Origin of the sequence: Myxococcus sp. AM010 (genome assembly GCF_013372585.1) — a bacterium.
In the GTDB taxonomy this organism is placed as follows: Bacteria; Myxococcota; Myxococcia; order Myxococcales; family Myxococcaceae; genus Myxococcus; species Myxococcus vastator.
Window position 1 is genome coordinate 1 of sequence record NZ_JABXEO010000189.1, and the last position, 3,059, is coordinate 3,059.

Annotated in this window: 1 protein-coding gene; it reads left to right on the forward strand. The window is 72.3% G+C overall.

The window, feature by feature from the left end:
- Positions 1-81 precede the first annotated feature (81 nt).
- The coding region (locus tag HV826_RS36185) for a beta-ketoacyl reductase (RefSeq protein WP_176421551.1) at positions 82-3,059 on the forward strand (2,978 nt) is incomplete at its 3' end.

Here is a 3,059-nt window from a genome sequence, read left to right on the forward strand (position 1 = left end):
CCCGTCGACGTCCCGGCCCCCCTCACGCGCGCACAGTGGCTCCTCCCCATCTCCGCGCAGGATGAACAGGCACTGAGCGCCATGCTCGTCCGGTTCCGCGCGCGGCTCGCCAGCGCGCCGGACGAGGAGCTGGCGGACCTCTGCTACACGGCAGCCGTCCGCCGCGACCATTACTCCGCCCGGGCGCTCGCGGTGGGTGAGAGCCGGGACCAGCTCGTGGCGTCACTCGACCGGCTCCTGGCTGGGGGTGCATTCCAGCGGGACAGCCGTCGCGAGCTGGAGTCCGCCGTCAGCGCGCTGGAAGCCCGGAAGCTGCTTCGCTATCTGGAGGGAGAGGACGTCGACTGGGCGGAGCAGTACCCACGCGGCCGGGTGGTGTCCCTGCCCGCCTATGCATGGCAGCGCACACGCCACTGGCTCACGCGGCGCCCCGGGTACCAGCCCCTCCGGCGCGGCGACGCACACGACGGCCATCCGCTCCTCCAGCAGGTGCTGGGCCTGGCGCAACAGGCGGGAGGACACCTCATCCAGTCCGAAGTCACCCGGACGCTCCGGGAGCGCTTCGCGGGCCCGGAGGGCGATGCCGGCCATTCGGGTTGGACTTGCTGGCTGGCCCTGGAGCTGGCCGCCGCGGCGCTCCGCAAGGTGAGCGAGCGCGAGGCCCTGCGCGCGGAGGGGCTCTCCCTGTCCGCCCCTGACGCGGCGCCGGACGCGGACCTTCGGCACTTCCAGGCGCTCCTCGCGCCCGGCGAACAAGGCCGTGTCACACTGTCGGTCCATGGCCGGGCGGATGGCGGCGCGGGCGCCTGGCGGCCGTGCCTGAGCGGGCTCGCGCAGGTGGAGCGGGTGGAGCCAGCCACCGCCGACGCCTGGGACACAGCGAGCGGCGGGCTGCTGCCCACCGAGGCCCTTCCCGACGAACCGTGGGTGCTGCCGGGCGCGGCGTTGCGGCGGGCCCTCCAGCACCTCAAGACGCTGACCCCTCACGGCGACACCTGGGGTCTGCTGCGTCCCACGCACATTGAACACATGCGCCTCTGGCCACGCGACTACGCGGGCACCGTCACGACCCGCGTCCGGCTGCTCACGGCCGACGCGGGGGGCTGCGCCGTGGACATCCTCCTAGGGGATGCGCGGGAGCGCCCCGTCGTGGAGCTGCGAGGCGTGGTGCTCCAGGGCACGGCGGTGGCGGAGAAGCGGGCCCATGACGACTGGCACTGGGAGGTCGAATGGCGCGAGCTGGCCTCCGAGCAGCGCGAGGCGCGAGAGCAAGCGGGCGAAGCCCTGTGGCTCATCGTCGACGAGGGCGGACAGCATGGCCAGGGCCTGGCGGCGGCATTGGGTGCACGGGGGCACGTGGCGAGTGTCTCCCAACCCGAGGCAGGCGACCAGACGGACGCCGCCCGCTGGGAACGCTTCTGTGAGGACGCCGTCACCGAGGCGCTCGCGTCCGTTCCAGCGGGCAGGGCGGTGCGCGCCGTCTACCTGTCCTCCCCTGCCCTCGATGGCGGGCGCGAGGGTCGGCCCAGGGCGTGGGAGGCCGCGTCCAACCGATGCATCACCTTCCTGCGCACGCTGCTGCGCCACGGGGAGCACGCCGGGGGTCCGGCGGAGTCACGCCAGATGCCACTTCATCTGGTGACCCAGGGCGCTCACGGCGCAACGCTCGAAAGCGCTGTCGGCGCCAGTCTCTGGGGACTGGGCCGGAGCATCGCGCTCGAGCATCCCCTCCTGTGGGGTGGGCTCATCGACTTCGAGCCAGGCGTGGCCACGCCAGAGCTCACCGCGTTGCTCGCGGACGAGCTCGTTCATGCGTCCATCGAGGACCAGGTTGCCTTCCGCGCGGGCCGGCGCCTCGGAGCCCGGCTCGTAAAGCGGGCGCCTCCAGAGACGGCGAAGGCGCCTCAGGGGGCTCGCGAGGACACCCATCCACGGGTGCACGCGGAGGCGTCCTACCTGGTGACAGGTGGCCTGGGTGACCTGGGCCTGGAGATGGCGCGCTGGCTGGTCTCCCGTGGCGCGCGGCACCTCGTGCTGCTCAGCCGCAAAGGCCGCCAGGGCCTGAGCGACGACGCCAGCGTGGCGGCCCGGGTCGCCGCCATCAAGGCGATGGGCGCGACCGTCTGCACCGAAGCGTGCGATGTCGGTGATGCCCCATCACTCTCGCGGGTCGCCCGTCGCTTCGGCCGGGACTGGCCCAGACTGGGCGGGGTCATCCACGCGGCGGCGTCCATCACCCCGAAGACGCTCATGGAGCTGCAACCCGGTGACACGCAGGCGCTGATGCGCGCGAAGCTGGAAGGGACGTGGAACCTGTACGAGGCCTGCCGCGACGCCCGGCCTGACATGTTCGTCCTGTTCTCCTCCATCACCAGCGTGCTCGGCTCGCGGGCGCTGGCCCACTACACGGCGGCGAACGCCGGGATGGAGGCGCTGGCGGAGCACCTGCACAGCCAGGGGCTCCCCGTCCTCTGCGTTCGCTGGGGCCGGTGGGAGTACATGCGTCAGGCCTCGGAAGAGGAGCGCCGCATCTCCGACCGCTCCGGGTTCCAGGCCATGGCCGCCGCCGATGCACTGGCCGCCTTCGATGCGCTGCTGCGCACGGACCGGCACCTCGCCTCGGTGGCGAACCTCGACCTCCAGCGCTTCCGCCCGCTGTTCGAGTCCTTTGGCGAGCGCGGGCTCCTCAAGCAGCTCGATGAGGGCGCGGCATCTCACGGCGCCGCTCGCGGACAGTTGCGCGCAGAGCTGGCATCGCTGGACGTGGAGTCACGTCAGGAACGGCTGATCGCCCATCTGCGCGCCGAGCTCGCCACCGCCATGCGGCTCCCGGACGCCGGGAGCGTGGACCCGACGCGTGGCTTCTTCGATTTGGGCATGGACTCCATCATGAGTGTCGAGCTGCGGCTGCGCCTCGAGCGGACGCTGGACTGCAAGATTCCCGCGACCTTCGCCTTCAGCACGCCCAACGTCGTGTCGCTGGCTGAATCCCTGCTCAAGCGCCTGCTTCCCCAGGGCGCCGCGCCCCAGCCCTCACGCGAGCCCTCCGCCCCCACCCC